At 49.9% G+C, this 15,495-nt stretch carries 13 protein-coding genes and 1 pseudogene; 6 read left to right on the top strand and 8 right to left on the bottom strand.

The window, feature by feature from the left end; translation table 11 throughout:
• Window positions 1-35: 35 nt before the first annotated feature.
• Genes HQ393_RS13580 through HQ393_RS13570 form a run of 3 tightly spaced genes read left to right on the top strand, consistent with a single transcriptional unit; the run spans window position 36 to window position 4,535 of the window.
• Entirely contained in the window at window positions 36-1,175 is a 1,140-nt protein-coding gene (locus tag HQ393_RS13580; RefSeq protein WP_179355686.1) for an FIST signal transduction protein, read from the top strand.
• 2 nt (window positions 1,176-1,177) lie between these two features.
• Window positions 1,178-3,400 (top strand): ATP-binding protein, encoded by a 2,223-nt coding sequence (locus HQ393_RS13575; protein WP_179355685.1) that lies wholly within the window; start codon window positions 1,178-1,180, stop codon window positions 3,398-3,400.
• Entirely contained in the window at window positions 3,393-4,535 is a 1,143-nt protein-coding gene (locus HQ393_RS13570) for an HD domain-containing phosphohydrolase (RefSeq protein WP_179355684.1), read from the top strand. The genes HQ393_RS13575 and HQ393_RS13570 overlap by 8 nt, the downstream gene beginning before the upstream one ends.
• A gap of 36 nt (window positions 4,536-4,571) precedes the next feature.
• Here the strand turns inward: HQ393_RS13570 and HQ393_RS13565 are convergent, their stop codons facing one another.
• The 7 genes from HQ393_RS13565 to HQ393_RS13535 all read right to left on the bottom strand — a co-directional run bounded on the left by HQ393_RS13565 (window position 4,572) and on the right by HQ393_RS13535 (window position 12,955).
• Window positions 4,572-7,061 carry a carbohydrate-binding protein gene (locus tag HQ393_RS13565; protein ID WP_179355683.1) on the bottom strand — a complete coding sequence of 830 codons (2,490 nt, stop codon included), beginning with the start codon at window positions 7,059-7,061 and terminating at the stop codon, window positions 4,572-4,574.
• A gap of 387 nt (window positions 7,062-7,448) precedes the next feature.
• On the bottom strand, window positions 7,449-7,619 hold the full coding sequence (locus HQ393_RS13560; protein ID WP_179355682.1) for a hypothetical protein: 171 nt from the start codon (window positions 7,617-7,619) through the stop codon (window positions 7,449-7,451).
• Window positions 7,620-7,829: 210 nt separating this feature from the next.
• Window positions 7,830-8,360 carry a M15 family metallopeptidase gene (locus tag HQ393_RS13555; RefSeq protein WP_246307895.1) on the bottom strand — a complete coding sequence of 177 codons (531 nt, stop codon included), beginning with the start codon at window positions 8,358-8,360 and terminating at the stop codon, window positions 7,830-7,832.
• Window positions 8,360-8,995: a glycine-rich domain-containing protein gene (locus tag HQ393_RS13550; RefSeq protein WP_179355681.1), complete on the bottom strand. Its 636-nt coding sequence runs from the start codon at window positions 8,993-8,995 to the stop codon at window positions 8,360-8,362. The genes HQ393_RS13555 and HQ393_RS13550 overlap by 1 nt, the downstream gene beginning before the upstream one ends.
• A 1-nt stretch (window position 8,996) precedes the next feature.
• The gene (gene parC, locus HQ393_RS13545) at window positions 8,997-11,381 is read right to left on the bottom strand and encodes a DNA topoisomerase IV subunit A (RefSeq protein WP_179355680.1); all 2,385 of its coding nucleotides are present in this window, start codon (window positions 11,379-11,381) and stop codon (window positions 8,997-8,999) included.
• Between the two features lie 126 nt (window positions 11,382-11,507).
• On the bottom strand, window positions 11,508-12,359 hold the full coding sequence (locus HQ393_RS13540) for a transporter substrate-binding domain-containing protein (protein ID WP_179355679.1): 852 nt from the start codon (window positions 12,357-12,359) through the stop codon (window positions 11,508-11,510).
• 89 nt (window positions 12,360-12,448) lie between these two features.
• Window positions 12,449-12,955, bottom strand: coding sequence for a nucleoside 2-deoxyribosyltransferase (locus tag HQ393_RS13535; RefSeq protein ID WP_179355678.1), 507 nt, complete (start codon window positions 12,953-12,955; stop codon window positions 12,449-12,451).
• A 474-nt stretch (window positions 12,956-13,429) separates the two neighbouring features.
• On the opposite strand from HQ393_RS13535, the pseudogene HQ393_RS18140 reads away from it, so the two are divergent.
• The 3 genes and pseudogenes from HQ393_RS18140 to HQ393_RS13525 all read left to right on the top strand — a co-directional run.
• A pseudogene (locus tag HQ393_RS18140) lies at window positions 13,430-13,714 on the top strand (methyl-accepting chemotaxis protein); the annotation flags it as partial.
• Window positions 13,700-14,122, top strand: a complete 423-nt coding sequence (locus tag HQ393_RS18135) for a CZB domain-containing protein (RefSeq protein WP_438833124.1) — start codon at window positions 13,700-13,702, stop codon at window positions 14,120-14,122. The pseudogene HQ393_RS18140 and the gene HQ393_RS18135, both read left to right, overlap by 15 nt.
• A 316-nt stretch (window positions 14,123-14,438) precedes the next feature.
• Window positions 14,439-15,020 (top strand): PEP-CTERM sorting domain-containing protein, encoded by a 582-nt coding sequence (locus HQ393_RS13525; RefSeq protein ID WP_179355676.1) that lies wholly within the window; start codon window positions 14,439-14,441, stop codon window positions 15,018-15,020.
• 225 nt (window positions 15,021-15,245) lie between these two features.
• On the opposite strand, the gene HQ393_RS13520 is transcribed toward HQ393_RS13525, so the two are convergent.
• Complete coding sequence (locus HQ393_RS13520; protein WP_218871181.1) at window positions 15,246-15,458, bottom strand: DUF6500 family protein; 213 nt, start codon at window positions 15,456-15,458, stop codon at window positions 15,246-15,248.
• Window positions 15,459-15,495 lie beyond the last annotated feature (37 nt).

Genomic DNA, 15,495 nt, shown 5'->3' with positions numbered 1-15,495 from the left:
GACTAGACTAAAGCATCAGCTGATGGAGTATTTTCATGCAGATCGAACAACAACACATCCGAACTATCAATGATCTACACGCGGCACTGAATCGTTTTGCCAATCCTAACCCCGATTGGGTTTTGGTCTTTGCCAGCATCGCACTACTCGAAAATCCGGTTTTTTATGCGCAATTGCGGCAAGCATTTCCCGCCGCGGTATTAGCTGGTTGTTCGACGGCGGGCGAGATCAGCGCTCATGGCGTCGATGATGATACTGCGGTTATCACTACGGTGAGCTGGAACGTCGGTCAACCCTATTTGGCCAGCACGCAATTACTCGAAATGGAAGACAGCGCCGCAGCGGGTGAGCGTTTGGCCAGCCAATTAGCCGATTTGGAATTATCTGCCGTATTGTTGCTAGGGCAAGGCGTCAATATCAATGGCAGTGCTTTGATTGAAGGGCTAGCTCGGCACCTGACCCCTGATTTACCCATTATTGGTGGTTTGGCGGGGGATGGGGGTGAGTTTAAAAAAACCTGCGTGCTCAATAATGACGGCGTCAGCCAACACACGATTGTGGCTCTGGGGCTACCAAAAGGCATCTTGGTAGGACACGGCTCATTTGGCGGTTGGAAGCCATTTGGCCCCGCACGCAAAGTGACGCGCAGTGCAGGCAATGTGCTGTATGAACTGGATGGCGAGTCAGCGTTGGATATATATAAACGCTATTTAGGCGATTATGCCGCGCAATTACCGGCATCGGGTCTGTTATTTCCATTTGAAATGCTGGGGCAAGATCATTCGGCGATTGGTTTGGTGCGAACGATATTGGGCGTGGATGAAACGGCTGGTTCATTGATCTTGGCCGGCGATATTTTACCTGATGGCTATTTGCGCCTGATGCATGCCAGCAATGATGCCTTAATCGAAGGTGCTGAAGTGGCTGCCAACGCGGCCCATGACATGCTCAGTCGTTGTGACCATGCATTGGCTATCTTGGTGAGCTGTGTCGGGCGCAAATTGGTCATGGGTGGACGCGTCGATGAAGAAGTCGAAGCGGTCGCTGATGTATTGGGGCAAGGAGCGACCATTACTGGTTTTTATTCCTACGGTGAAATCAGTCCCTTCGTTAAATCGACCGAATGTAAATTACACAATCAAACGATGACCATCAGCATCTTGCGCGAAGTCTAATTATGAATCGCCTGCTGTTACGGCAATTAAAACGACATTTTGCCTGGGGCGATGAAGCCGCCTGCGAGATGGCTTTGTCTGCGATCGAAGCGGGTGATTTCAGTGTTTTGTCGCCTGATAAAGTGCGAGGTTTTTTGCTGGCCGTGGGCGAAGCCTATGAGCAGGGTGAGCGTGATTTGGAATTACGCTCGCGTAGCCTGGAATTAAGCTCGACCGAATTAACCCAGGCAAATCAAGATTTACGCCTTGAGGCAATCGCCCGTCAGCGCGTATTAGATTCCTTATGGGATACCGCCAATGTCTTGCTGCAAGATTTGGGGCACAAAGTGCTGGTGCAAGATCAAACCAATCTCGAGCAATTAAGTAATTTATTGCGCGGCTTGGTGCAGGAGAAAAAACAAGTCGAAGCGCAATTGCTGGCGGCCAAAGAGGCTGCTGATCAGGCTAATCGGCTCAAAAGCGATTTTCTCGCCAATATGAGTCATGAAATCCGCACGCCAATGAATGCCATTCTGGGCATGACGCATCTGACCTTGAAAACCGATTTATCGCAAAAGCAGCGCGATTATTTGCAAAAAACCAGCGCGGCAGCGGAATCTTTACTGCATATCCTGAATGATATTCTCGATTTTTCGAAAATCGAGGCTGACAAACTGCAGATTGAAGCCACGAGCTTTCGGCTGGCTTCGGTGATGGAGCAGCTGTATGCGCTGCATCAGGTCAAAGCCGAAGAAAAAGGCCTGCGATTTAAAGTAGAGATCGCCGCAGATTGCCCGTCGGTGCTGCTGGGGGATCCGCTGCGTTTAGGGCAGATTTTGAATAATCTGGTCGGCAATGCAATCAAATTTACGCAGCAAGGAGAAGTTAAGGTCTATATCGAACGCGTTGCGGAAATTGGCAAGCAAATTCGCCTGCATACCACGGTACAAGACACTGGGATTGGGCTTAGCCCAGAACAATCACTGCGCTTATTTAGACCTTTTATTCAAGCGGATGGCTCGACGACGCGGCAATTTGGCGGCACTGGTTTGGGATTGTCGATTTCTAAGCGTTTGGTGGAGTTGATGGGCGGCGATATCTGGGTCGTGAGTCAGCCCGATATAGGCAGTACCTTTCATTTCACGCTGGTGCTGGAAAAATCTGACGAGCCGCCAGTCGAGTCGCATGTGCTGGCCAATCAGGATAGCCAATTCTTGCATGGCTTACGGATTTTGCTGGTGGAAGATAATCCGCTCAATCAGCAGGTGGCCAGCGAATTACTCAGCGGCGTTGGTGCGAGCGTGATTATGGCCCAGCATGGCGGCGAAGCATTAGGTTGGTTGTCGATTGAACCTTTGCCCTGCGATTTGGTGTTGATGGATTTGCAGATGCCGGTGCTCGATGGGCATGATACGACGCGGCTGATACGCTGCGAGCCACGCTTGCAACAGCTACCGATTATTGCCATGACGGCGCATGCCATGTCGGATGAACGTCAGCGTTGCCTCGATAATGGCATGAACGATTACGTTACCAAACCCATCCAACCCGATGTCTTGTTCGCGACGATTGCCAAATGGGTCGGCGATAAAATTACCGCGCCCGAAGTGGTAGATCAGCGCTTTGGGTCGTTTGATGACAGCTTGGTGCCTCAGATTGACGGGGTTGATACGCACGATGTCTTGGTGCGATTGATGGGGGATGCTCAATTATATGAAGCACTGTTTCGGCAATTTTTGCACGATTATCAAGCGAGCTATGCGCAGTTTCAGCAATTACTACTGAGCGACCATCGCTCGGCAGTCCGCTTAGTGCATTCGATCAAAGGCGTTGCCAGTACCTTAGGGATGAGTAAATTGGCCGATGTGGCGGCTAGGCTGGAAATACAATTGCACCAACATCCTGCTCAGCGTGGTCAACTCGAGGGTGAGTTTGAGCAAGCAATACAGCAGATGTTGCAGGCTGTGGCTAGGGTGTATCCGTCTGAAGATCAATCAAATCAAATTTTGGCGGTCGATACTGCCAGTGTCGAAGTCTTATTTAAGGCATTAGAGAAGTTGATTCAAAATTGCGATGGGGATGCCGTCGATGAATTTGAGCAGCTCCGTGCGCTCTTGGCGCAATGGCCGGATCAAAAATTATTAGATCGATTAGGGCATGCCATTCATGATGATTTCAATTTTGCACTGGCGCAACGCTACCTGACCGAACTAAGGGGCAAAGTATTGGGAGTGGCGCATGGTTGAATTTTACCAATCCTATCGACGTACCATATTGTTGGTGGATGACACGCCTGCCAATTTGGCGGTACTCAATGCGTTATTGAAAGATCAATATAAATTGCGGATCGCTACTCATGGCAGGCTGGCGCTGGAGCTGGCTGAACGCGAGCCTATTCCTGATTTGATTTTGCTGGATGTCATGATGCCCGAGATGGACGGTGTCGAAGTATGTCGTCGCTTAAAAGCCAACCCGATTACGGCGGATATCCCGGTGATTTTTCTCACCGCCAAAACTCAGGAGTCTGATGAACTGATCGGCTTTGAGGCGGGTGCGGTCGATTATATTCATAAGCCTTTACTGCCCATGATTGTGCAAACGCGAATTCGAACTCATTTGCAGGTACAGGATTTAAAAACGGCATTAAAAATGCACAATCAAACGCTCGAAGAGCGGGTCGCACAAAGGACGGCTGAGCTGCTCAAAATGCAGGACGCCACGATTATGGCGATGGGGGTGATGGCCGAATTACGCGATGAAGAAACTGGTTTGCATTTGAAAAGGACGCAAGAATATTTGCGCCTCTTGGCTAACACCATCGCGCAGCATCCAAGGTTTAGCCATGAGTTAAGCGCAGAAAATATCGAATGGATGGCTAAATCTGCACCCTTGCACGACATTGGCAAAGTAGGTATTCCCGATGCGATTTTGCACAAACCAGGCAAGCTCAGTGACGAAGAATTTACCATTATGAAAAATCACCCGACCTATGGGCGAAATATCATTTTGGAGGTGGAGCGGGTTTTAGGTGAGGACAGCAAATTTCTACTGTATGCCCGTGAGATTGCCTACGGTCATCAGGAAAAATGGGATGGCAGTGGCTACCCGCAAGGCCTCAAAGGGGATGAAATACCGATTTCTGCTCGTCTTATGGCCTTGGCCGATGTGTATGATGCACTACTGAGTCGGCGTGTTTACAAACCGCCATTTAGCCATCAGATGTCGGTTGATATTATTAAACAAGGACGCAATAGCCATTTCGACCCTGATTTAGTCGATGCATTTTTGCAGGTGGCGGATCAATTTGAACAGATTGCGATTGAATATGCCGACCCGCTTGATGAAGTGATCAGTGATATGCAGTTCGCGCAAAATCATTAAGCCGCGACGAGCGCGGCTTAATGTGGGCGGGCTTAGTTAATTGGCTGCTGAGTGTTTTTTCAACATATGCGCTGGCGGCGGGCTTTCTGCTGCCACTTCCTTGCGCTCATCATGCAATTTGCGACTGTGTTTTGAATTAGGCGTGATCGGCTCGGCTGCTGTGCGTAGACCCAAGGCGCTGATTGAGCCGACATTAAACGCCAATTGAATATGACCCCAGTCATCATAATCGCTCAGTGCAGTTTGCGTGATGCCGTCGCCATTGCTGTCAAAAGCGACGCTTTGCTCGACTTTGCCGTTGACATTCCAATCGGCAAAAGCGCCATTATTGGCTCCGCGACCGATGAGGCGTGATTCATCTAAACCCCATTCATTGAGCGCCATACTGCTACCATTGGAATAATCAATCACAAAGCGATTACCGCACGGCCCGTCGAGCAAATCGCATACGCCATAGCTATTGGCCGCTTTGCTGGGCGTGGCGCGCCCCAGATTATTCTGACGATAATAAATCCGCTCACTCATGCTTTGACCTGCCGGATCACTCGGCACGCCATTGAGCTGGTAATCGTAATTCATTACGCTTAGATAATTGGGTTTGTTATTCGTGCCTTCGTTGCCGCCGTGATACAGGCCCAGATTGTGGCCTAATTCATGCATGATGGTACCGGCTTGGTAATTGATCAGCTTGTATAGCTCGGTGCCTGAGCTGCTATTCAGGCCCCAGAAACCCAGTGAAATTAGCAGGTCATTGCCATTGATTTCAGCGAGGCCCGATGAGCCACCGTAGCCATTGGTGTTTTGTGTTGAGCCCATCAACATATAGTGGAAAATCAAGCGGCGACGTACATCCATGCTGTCATTTTTATACGCCATTACATCGGCGCAATCGGCGTTTTTATACAGCGTCACGCAACGCGCAAACGGCACTTCCTTGCCATTACCCAGATTGAAATCGGCGGGGCTAAAGTTTGGATTATGCAGCTGACCCGCATCAAAGAGCACATCAATCCCTTTGCGGTTAAAGGCTTCGCGCACCAGTTGCAGCGCTTCTTTGCGTGGCTTGATGCCTTCATCGGTATTGGTTTGCATCCAATCAATGTGAATCAAAATCGTTGGACGGGCTGCACGTGCGCCCATGGCGTATAAATCCATCCCAGCATAAGTGCCGCCAGGCTGCTTGGCGCTCGTTGGAATGCCATCGTGATCGCTGTCGGTGGCATTGCTATCGATATCATTCTGGCCTGCTGGTGTTCCAAAAGGCACGACGCGCCAATCGGCGGCACTATCGCTATCGACTGTTTGCGTGAAATAGCGCACCAATGAGTAGCTCGCATTACCGGTGAGCGCCGGTGCATTGCTGCCTTGCCATGCCATGGCGCTCAATGGCTGGCTATTGCTATTACCGAAGCGGACAAAATCGACGGTTTGGCCATTGCGTACCAGCTCAATCGCGCCATTGTCATTGCTCCACACCGGCCAATCTTGCGCATTGCCAATGTATTGCAATTGCGTATTTTTCTTGGGCGCTACGGCGTCGGTGTTGGTTGAAACGACCACGTAGGATTTCGCATTGATCGTGCCGCTCAGCGCATAGCTGCTGGCGCTACCGAGCTGTTTGCTTTGAATACGCGCGCTCACATCGTTGAGCGTGATCGTTTGATTGGTCGGGTTGTAAATCTCGAACCAGCTGCCTTGGCCGCTTGGATCGGCGGCCACTTCATTAATCAGCAAATGATCAATGCCATTTCCCGTTGGTGTGCTGCTTGGCTGCGGGCTAGGTGTGATGCTGGTGCTGGGTGTGGCTGAGGATGATGCGCTGGCGATGGGGGTGACTGCCGGTGTTGGCGTCAGCGTGGGCGTCGCTGTATTACCGCAAGGGCCCATATTTTGCCATGGCTGTGCATCGCCGGAATTGGAGACTGGATCATTGCCTTGCGTCCACCATTTGGCTTGGTAATTGACGCCATTGCGCGTGACTTTATTACCAGCCACATAGGTATTCGTTGCGACCCATTCCGCATTGCAGCTATTGCTTGCAGCAGGCGTGCTGGTGGGGGCGCTTGTTGGGTTTAGTGTCGGAGCTGTTGTTGGGGCTGCGGTTGGGACTGCTGTCGGAGTTGCGGTAGGTGCAATCGTTGGAATCGCAGTCGGTTTCGGCGTTGGCGTAGGGCTGGGGGCTAATGTAGCCGCTGGTGTCGGGCTTACTGTGGGTGTGGGTATTGCTGTAGGCGCATTCGTTGGTTTGATTGTGGGGGGAATACTCGCTGTGGGTATCGGTGTGCTGCTGGTGCTGCAAGCGCCGATTAATTCCCAAGGTTTGCCAACGATGGCGTTATTGGCGGGGTCTTCACCCTGCGTCCACCATTTTGCGCGGTAGTCTTTGCCTTGGTAATTGACGGTACTACCTGCGAAATAGGCTTTGCTGGCTTGCCAAGCATCCGCGCACGATGCGGCACTGGCTGAATTATGCCAAGCTGCGGCAGCCAAAATGGCGAACGCGGCTTGATTCAACTGGTATTTCATTGAGTTTTCCCCTGATTTTTATGGTGTTTTTCTGGCTGTAACCGCCAAAATAAACATCACTATTTTCTAATTTACAGGGGGTGTACTCAATCAATAACTTACTACTTTTGATCTTATATGAAAGTAAAAAGTAAAATAAAAATGAAATATTCGTAAATAATTAGCTAGAACAAACACATAGATAAGTAAAAACCCTAATACTGCAATGAATCAGCTCACCTTTTCTCGTCAGCTTTTTACGATACGTCTATTTTCGCATTCGAGAAGCTTAATCAGCTTGAAGTAAGGAAGTGAGCCTGAATCATCATATAGATCAAGGCTGTAGGCGAGAGAGCGCGGCTCAATATACAGAGTATTGCTTCGTAGTCTTGATTTGAAGCTTACGTATTACTTTGTATTGCTATGGTTGAGTAAGTGCTGGCGCAAGGTTTCGACCGATTCCAAACGCAAAGCGCGGGCAATTTCGACTTCACCTTGGCTGCTGACCTGATACAGGCCATAGCGTAATGACTCTGGGCGTTGGGTCGTGCCCCAAACGGGATGAATAGCGTAGACCATGATGTTCTTCTTTAGGGCGGCGGCCGATGCCGTTTTTCTATGCCCTTGACATCAATATCGATTCATTTAGCCAAATATGAAGTACCGTTTATCCCCTATAGGCCGTAGCTTGGCTGTTTTGTGGGGTATAAATGGTCATTTCGAACAATAATCATGGGGTATAGCCTCTAAGTTATTTATTTGTGATGATTTCAAGGCAATACCCTTATTTTAGCTCCGTAGCTGCCAGCACCAATGCCATGGCTCGTAAACATAGCCAAACGGATTATCGCGCGGGAAAGACAACGTAAAGCCATAGTGCGTGGCATGCTGGCTTAGCCAGGCAAAGGCGCAGGTGGTTTCAAACGCTTCTTCGACGATTGGCCCGCCGGGCTGGTAAATATCAATGGCACGGCCAGTATGGTGCTCGCTGCAACCGGGTGGTGCGAGTACTTGCAGGATGTCATCTATCGATTGACCGAGATTGAGTTTGCGCTCGATGAGCTCAACTTGTCGCGAACTGGCGCGGTAGGCCGAGGCAATTTTTAGCTCGATACCATCGCTGAGCGCGGCGGCCTGCATCGCTTGCCATGCCTGTGCGGCGGCCGGGGTCAGTTGCCAGACGCGGCCATCAGCAGCGGTTTCGACATCTCGCAACTCGGCGGCTTCTTCAAAAACGCACAGCGATTTTTGCTGCAATACTTCAGGCGCAATGCCAAGTTGCTGCCAGATACTTTGTAAATGTTCGGGTAAATGCATCATTAGTCTCCGCCGCCACCGCAGCCGCTACCACAACTACTGCCACTGTCTCCGCAGTCACTGCTATTGCAATCGGCACCCGAACCGCAGCTGCCGCCGCTGCAACTGCTGCTGTCTTTATTTTGGTTTTGAAATGCCGTGGCGCTGTATAAGAACCCCTCGGGAATCTGCAGCTGGCTATCAATCGCAAACAGTAGCGGCAGGCGGTCAATTTGCCCTGCCCGCAGTCCTTCATCACGGCAAGCCAAGTCCCACGCTCTGCGCACTGATTTACTCTCGACAGTACTTTCTGCGGGCGTGTGATGAATAAAGCGCCCCAGTGCTTTTTGGCAAAACTCCTGGTACACGGCGGTGTGCAAAATAAACTCATGCCAGAAATCATCAACGATGCGAGATGGCATCGCCAGTGTCGCACGCTTGCTGTACCGGTGCAGACGGAAATATTGCCGCATGGCCTTGGCGACGAGTGCCCATTGCTCGTCATTGAGCTCGGGATATTTCAGCGCCAGCCTGCGGCGAATGCCACTGGGGAATTGATAGTGATTCAGATAATAAAACTGCTCCTGCTGTCGGCGCGATTTCAAGTAGCGATAAATGAGCGCCGCAATGAAGGCCAACAACAGGAGTCTGAATGCCATTTTAGAACCCTGGGAATTTCAATCCGGCGTTAATCGGCTTGCCTTTGCGGGCGCGTTTGCCAATATACGGCGCCATTTCATTGGCATCCAAGATCATTTCTTTCGGTACGCCACCACGGCCAGTGCCAGATAATTTGAGCGTTTCGCCATCGCAAATCGTAATCGCGGACAATTCGTCTTTCTCATCGAGCGCCATCGTGATCACGCCACGACCACCGCCAGATAATTGCTTAAATTCGCTATAGGCAAAGATGTGCAATTTACCGGCTGCCGACAAACACGCCACCATAGCATTCGCGCTTGGCGTAAATGGCATCACGCGCAGCAGCGTTTCAGTGCCTTCGAGCGTGATAAAGCTCTTACCTGCTTTTTGGCGACTGATCAGATTATCGGCCTGACATGCAAAGCCATAACCCGCTGAATTGGCGATGACCAGCCATTCACCCGCTTTGGCGACAATCATTTGTGTAATGCGCGTTTTGGCGACCAGATCGACCAAGGTCGTCACTGGCACGCCATCGCCACGCCCGCCCGGTACGATCGAGGCGGCAATCGTGTACACACGACCATCGCTGCCAAACAGCGCGAGCTGATCAACCGTGCGACATTCAATCGACGCGAGCAGCGTATCGCCGTCTTTGAACGTCAGATTCTGCAAATCAAGGCCATGGCCTTGGCGCGAACGCAGCCAGCCTTTTTCCGACAAGATAATCGTGCACGGCTCATCGACGACGGCGACTTCAACCGAGGCGCGCTCGGCGTGCTCGATTAGCGTGCGGCGTGGATCAGCGTATTTTTTCTTATCCGCTTCGATTTCTTTAATGATTTGGCGCTGCATCGCCTGCGGGTTAGACAGCAGGTTTTCCAGCTCGGCCTTTTCATTGCGCAAGTTGCTTAACTCTTGCTCAATCTTGATGCCTTCCAGTCGCGCCAATTGGCGCAAGCGGATTTCCAGAATGTCTTCGGCTTGGCGCTCGGATAAATTAAACGCCACCATCAGATCGGCTTTTGGATCATCAGCATTGCGGATAATGCGGATCACTTCGTCGATATTGAGCAAGACCAGCAAGCGGCCTTCCAAAATATGGATGCGGTCATTCACTTGACCCAAGCGGTGCTGAACACGGCGTGTCACGGTGACAAAGCGGAAGTCGATCCACTCGGCGATCACATCGCGCAAGGTTTTTTGCCCTGGGCGGCCATCGCGACCGATGGTCACCATATTGATCGACAAACTGGTTTCCAAGCTGGTGTGCGCCATCAGCAGATTCATTAGCTCGTCGGCATTTTGGCGCGATGATTTTGGCTCGAACACCAAACGCACATCGCAATCTCGACCTGATTCATCGCGCACGCGATCGAGCACGCTCAAAATCAATTGCTTGGTCTGGATTTGCTCTTGTGTCAGGGCTTTTTTGCCCTTCTTCACTTTCGGATTGGTCAGATCTTCGATTTCTTCGAGGATCTTCTGGCTTGAAGCGCCGTGCGGCAATTCAGTAATAATCAGTTGCCATTGGCCACGCGCGAGGTCTTCTTTTTCCCAACGTGCGCGTACTTTCAAGCTGCCACGCCCATTTTCATACGCCGCAGTAATGTCGCGTGGCGAAGAAATAATCTGCCCGCCGCTCGGTAAATCAGGGCCTTGGATATAGGCCATTAATTCGGCAGTGGTGAGCTTGGGATTTCGAATCAAGGCCACGCTGGCATCGGCCACTTCGCCCAAATTGTGCGACGGCATTTCGGTCGCCATCCCGACGGCAATCCCGGATGCGCCATTGAGCAATAGCATTGGCAAACGTGCTGGCAGCAAGACGGGCTCTTTAAACGCGCCGTCGTAGTTTGGGATAAAGTCGGTCGTGCCTTGATCAAGCTCGCCGAGCAGTAAATCCGCCACTGGCGTTAAACGCGCCTCGGTGTAACGATAAGCCGCAGCTCCGTCGCCATCGCGCGAGCCAAAGTTGCCGTGGCCGTCGATCAATGGATAGCGTAGCGAGAAATCTTGCGCAATGCGCACCAGCGCGTCGTACGCCGATTGGTCGCCGTGCGGGTGATATTTACCGAGTACGTCACCGACGATACGCGCCGACTTCATCGGCTTGGCGGTGGCCGTGAGCCCCAGCTCGTGCATCGCGTACAAAATGCGCCGCTGCACGGGTTTTTGGCCGTCTTCAACTTGTGGCAAGGCGCGGCTTTTGACCACGCTCATCGCGTATTCGAGATAGCTTTTCTCAGCATAAAGCCCAAGCTGAACCGATTCGCCATCGTCAGGTGCGGTAGACACTTGCGCTTCGATAAATCGGCCGCCCTGCCCGCCGCTCACTGCGGGGGCTAGCTCAATGGCTGATTCGTTGCTCTCTTCTTCTACTAGATCGATCGGTTCAGACATGGTTTCCGTGAAGCTCATTTAACAATTGCGGCTATTTTAGCGGGTAATCCACTAATTTATCCAAGTACAAATAATAAGGGCCTGTTTCACGTGAAACAGGCCCTCATCCAAAGTGCTTGATGTTGCTTATAAAATACGCAGCGTGAAGTATTTGTAGCCCATTTCTTTGTGTTGGCCGTTGGCAATGATTTTGCGCAAAGCGATGTTGAATTGATCACGCAATTCGCCATCCTCTTTGCGTAGCGCAATCGCTTCACCACGACCTAACCATTTGGCTGAGTCAATGCGGTTGCCGACCATTTCGAAGCGCTCACCGTTTTGTGGTTTACCTAAAAACTGGCCGAGCACTGCGCTGTCATCAAATACCAGATTGATTTCACCCTTATTGAGTGCCGCCATCATGTCATCAGCGCTTTTAAAACGCTTGATATTGACCTTTTTGCTATCCATTTCATTGCTCAGGTAGTCGTCAAATGTCGTCTTTTCGACCACTCCAATCGAGCTACCTTTGATACGCTCGGCCGTAATCACTGGCCAAATGAGCTTGGCTTTTTTTTCCGCCACATATGCGCCGGGTACTTTGGAATAGACGTCGGTAAATTGCACCAGTTTTTCACGCTCATCTGTGATCGATAACGATGACACAATCGCATCGGCTTTATTTTCATTCAGCGATGGAATCAGGTTATCGAAATCAAAGCGAGTGAATTCGCAACGCACTTTCATTTCTTTGCACAGGGCATTGGCCAGATCGACGTTAAAACCTACCAATTGGTTTTGTTCGTTGATGTATTCAAATGGCGGATATTTGCCCTCTAGCGCGATGCGCAATGTTTTTTGCTCGCCTGTAGTAGAGGCAATGACGGTATTGCTGGTTGTCGCTACTGTGTTGGATTGCGCTTGGGGTTTGGCTAAGAAGTGCCACGCGGCAAAAGAGCCGGCGGCAAGAACGATGGCGCCGAGAAGTACTTTTTTCATGGATGATGACAATGTAATGCTTACAAAGTATGGGATCATACTCTTGCCTGTCAGCATGATAATTAGGGTTATCTCTAACTATGTAATTGCTATCTAGTTGAATTTATTAGATATTTTGATAGTTTGCCTATCGCTTCTTCTGGCTCAGTGGCGTAAATCACATGCTCGGCCGCATGCCAGAGCATTAAGTTGAGCGGCGCGCAAAAATCTTCGACCGACATCCCCGCCGAGTCCACTTCAGCGCCAATTCGATCGCGTAGGGTTTGGCCTTCGTTTACATCGGCCAACCATAAAATAATGGGCTTACCCAATGCTCGGGCGTAGCCAATCTCAAACGCGGTGCCGCTATCAGGTTCTGACGAGCTACGAAAACTGCGAACGTCGGCGAAAATCGCGTCTGCTTGCGCGATAAGCTGGCAATTTTCGGCGAAAATCCACGCAGCAGTGTCATTGGCATTAAGGTGATCTGGCGCCGCTTGATCAAGCGGGTAAAGGCCGACTAAATCATGCGCTTGGCAGCATTGCTGCAATCGCCGCCCCCACTCTGCAGCATCAGGACGAAAAACGCCGGGGCCAGCCAAATAGAACGTCTGCATTTTGCACCTATTAGGGTTGTGTCAAAGCGATAGTGCGGTGAGTTAGCTATACTGAGCAGATTATAAAGTGCGCAGGAGGCTCCGATGTTTTTTGGCCAAAAACAATTGATTGCCGAACTCTATGGAAAGATTGCATCGCTGGAGCAGGAAAATCAAAGCCTGAAACGGGAAAATGCAAAGTTGATTAAAGACCAAGACTTTGTCGGCTTTCTTCAAACTCAGGATAACGGCGATAGCAAATATTACGTTTCCCTGTTTGAAACGCTGGCTCATTTTGGCGAGTCACTGGAGTTGTCGTCGCACACGCTGGGGCAAATGAGCGAAAAAATGAAAGAAGAGCGTCGCTGTGCCGCCGCGCTCAGCCGTGTCTCTAGCGATAATAGCCAAACCATCACCACGATTGCGGAAAGCCTGACTACGCTCTCCAATACTGCTGCGCATTCGGTGACTGAGGTTGATAAACTCGATCAGCAATCCGATCAAATCAGCGGCATTGTGCAATTGATCAAGGAAATTGCCGATCAAACCAATCTGTTGGCACTCAATGCCGCGATTGAAGCGGCACGCGCCGGTGAGCAAGGACGCGGCTTTGCCGTGGTGGCAGATGAAGTGCGTAAATTGGCCGAACGCACTGGCAACGCCACCAAAGACATCACCAAATTAGTCGGTGAAATTCGCCAAGAAACCCAGTCGGTCAAACAGACCATGAACACCATGGCCGAACAAACCGCCCAATACAGCAGTATGGGGCGTGATGCCGCGAGCGATATGGAGTTATTGATTACGGTCTCGGGCGAGATGGAAGAACTGGTCAATAACAATATGCTGCACAGTTTTGTTGAAGTCGCCAAACTGGATCATTTGCTGTTCAAATTCAAAGTCTATGAAAACGTATCTGGCGCAGGCCGCAGTAGCGCGCATGTGGTGAGCGACCCACATCAATGCCGCTTTGGTCATTGGTACTACGATGGTGAAGGCCAATCTATGGTCGGTAAACACCCCGCTTACCGCGAAATGGAAACGCCGCATAATGAGATCCATCAAGCTGGTACGGCAGCGCTCAACGCTTGGCAAGCAGGTCAAAAGTCTCAGGTGCTCGATGCTTTAAGTCGCATGGAGCAAACCAGCGCCAAGATGATTTCGATACTGGATCGGATTGCGAACTGATCCAAACATTGGTCGTTATGTAATCCCACCCAAGTAAACAACACCCCAGACGTTGGACATGAATCCAATCGCTGGGGTGTTTTCATTTGTAGATCTAACTGGCGGATAAAGCGGCATATAAATGTATTTTTTTTAATAAAAGTGTAATACCAATTATTTTTGAATTGACCATGATCTTTATTTGACAAAGTTACAAAAATTAACATTATTTCAGGTTTGAATTGTACCTTCGATATATTGATACACCATAATTTTTCTGCGAGAATCGCCTTCCCTTACAGGGCGTTTAATATAATTCAATGGGACATTTGATTCAATGAAAGCACTCGTACTTAAGATGACAACTGCAGCACTGGTATTAGTATCGGCAGGTGCAAATGCGGCATTTATCGGTTTTGGTGATGACCTAGCCAATAACAAAATTGAAATTGGTGTAGATGGCTTTAGCTCGCTTTCAGTCAATGGCGTTGCATTAACTCTCAATCAGCTTGGGCGTATTGCTGATTTAACGAAAGCCTCATTTGTTGATGGTGCTCGCAACACGTTTGTGGGCACATTTACCGCAGGTGCTCAATTGAACGGTAAAACCGCTTTTGGCTACTATGGTCAAAACGGCTCATCAAGCGGATTTAGTTTTAGTATCGTGCAATCGGGCAACCAAGCTACTGTAACTGGCAGCTTCCAAGGATTTGAATTAGGCAAAAGCTTTGTCGCAAATGGCGTTGCGGTAAATCCATTAAATGGAAAATTCAATCAAGGTGGTTTCAATACACTGGGCTATGGATTTGGTTCAGAAAAAGCGCCTGTAGCGCCAGTACCCGAGCCAGAAACATATGCTTTGATGGGCATGGGCTTGGTGGGATTACTTGCTGCACGTCGTCGTAAAGCGAAAGTTTAAACCTAGCGTTAGCCATTAACAAAATAGCCACTCAATGTGGCTATTTTGTATTGGGGATTTGCCAATTGAAGATAGGCATGTTCCGATTGCCAAATGCCAAACTATCGAGACTCTGGATAAATTGAACAGAATCATGATCAGTAGTTTGTGATTTTTATGGGTATATTTGTTTGATTGTTTTTTTTAATGGCTTTGGATTGAATACCGCGCATAAGTATCCGTCATTTAACTTGCTATTTCAGCCAAAACCATGGCTTTGATCTTCTCCGCCTTTTCAAAATGATCCAGCCGATGGGTCTGTATCCACCATGTTGCCGCTTCCATCAGTAAATCAGGATCGTCGTTTTTATTGGCGAAAAAAGCATAAAACGACAGCCCTACTCCCTCGCCTTTTTGCGCGATTTTCTGCTCACAGACTGCGATGATTTTTTGTTTCAAGCTGCTACGCATTGCGCGAACCTCGAGGAAAAAGTGA

The sequence above is a fragment of the Chitinibacter bivalviorum genome (assembly GCF_013403565.1).
Lineage (GTDB): Bacteria > Pseudomonadota > Gammaproteobacteria > Burkholderiales > Chitinibacteraceae > Chitinibacter > Chitinibacter bivalviorum.
The sequence above is the reverse complement of the archived record's forward strand: the minus strand, read 5'-3'. Positions and strand labels throughout refer to the sequence as shown.

Bases quoted from the DNA above. Each gene is read 5' to 3' on its own strand.
- HQ393_RS13535 (WP_179355678.1), bottom strand. From the start codon at position 12,955: ATGCAGACGTTCTATTTGGCTGGCCCCGGCGTTTTTCGTCCTGATGCT.
- HQ393_RS13580 (WP_179355686.1), top strand. From the start codon at position 36: ATGCAGATCGAACAACAACACATCCGAACTATCAATGATCTACACGCG.
- HQ393_RS13525 (WP_179355676.1), top strand. From the start codon at position 14,439: ATGAAAGCACTCGTACTTAAGATGACAACTGCAGCACTGGTATTAGTA.
- HQ393_RS13550 (WP_179355681.1), bottom strand. From the start codon at position 8,995: ATGGCATTCAGACTCCTGTTGTTGGCCTTCATTGCGGCGCTCATTTAT.
- HQ393_RS13570 (WP_179355684.1), top strand. From the start codon at position 3,393: ATGGTTGAATTTTACCAATCCTATCGACGTACCATATTGTTGGTGGAT.
- parC (WP_179355680.1), bottom strand. From the start codon at position 11,381: ATGTCTGAACCGATCGATCTAGTAGAAGAAGAGAGCAACGAATCAGCC.
- HQ393_RS13555 (WP_246307895.1), bottom strand. From the start codon at position 8,360: ATGATGCATTTACCCGAACATTTACAAAGTATCTGGCAGCAACTTGGC.
- HQ393_RS13565 (WP_179355683.1), bottom strand. From the start codon at position 7,061: ATGAAATACCAGTTGAATCAAGCCGCGTTCGCCATTTTGGCTGCCGCA.
- HQ393_RS13540 (WP_179355679.1), bottom strand. From the start codon at position 12,359: ATGAAAAAAGTACTTCTCGGCGCCATCGTTCTTGCCGCCGGCTCTTTT.
- HQ393_RS13575 (WP_179355685.1), top strand. From the start codon at position 1,178: ATGAATCGCCTGCTGTTACGGCAATTAAAACGACATTTTGCCTGGGGC.
- HQ393_RS18135 (WP_438833124.1), top strand. From the start codon at position 13,700: ATGGGGCGTGATGCCGCGAGCGATATGGAGTTATTGATTACGGTCTCG.
- HQ393_RS13560 (WP_179355682.1), bottom strand. From the start codon at position 7,619: ATGGTCTACGCTATTCATCCCGTTTGGGGCACGACCCAACGCCCAGAG.